Source organism: Erythrobacter sp. SN021 (assembly GCF_021864455.1).
The window spans coordinates 1-443 of sequence record NZ_JAKKUW010000084.1 but is presented as its reverse complement, the minus strand read 5'-3'; the positions used below and the strand labels follow the sequence as shown (position 1 = coordinate 443).

Here is a 443-nt window from a genome sequence, read left to right as displayed (position 1 = left end):
CGCAGTTCATATGCAATTAACCTTGTAATAATTAGTGGCTGAACTACTAACCGGGTTGCACGATGTCTGAGTTGTGGAAGAGACAGATTAGAAAGTATTTTTCGACGTTCGACTTCGACAACGCTGGGGTCATTTCAAAGGAAGATTTCGGGGGATTGACCGTTCGATTCTGCTCGTTCGGACATGCAGATGAACAGAAGGCGTTGCATCTGCGTACTCAAATGGCAAACGTGTGGGACCTGCTTACGAAGAACGCTGACGTCGGCAACAGGACCTCACTTACAGTAGAAGAGATGATCGTCTCATTGGGGAAGCAGCGCTACGATCCGCAGCTGATGAAACCCTACACCGAGGTCATTCATGGATGCCACGACATGCTGGACGTCAACCGTGACGGTTACCTGCAGGCGGACGAGTACCAAGTAATGCTTTCCCAGGCGGGG

General features: G+C 50.3%; 1 protein-coding gene. It reads left to right on the top strand.

Annotation, left to right across the window (positions count from 1 at the left end):
- Positions 1 to 62: 62 nt before the first annotated feature.
- Positions 63 to 443, top strand: a 381-nt coding sequence (locus L5849_RS15055; protein WP_236926208.1) for a hypothetical protein, incomplete at its 3' end; no start/stop codon positions are given.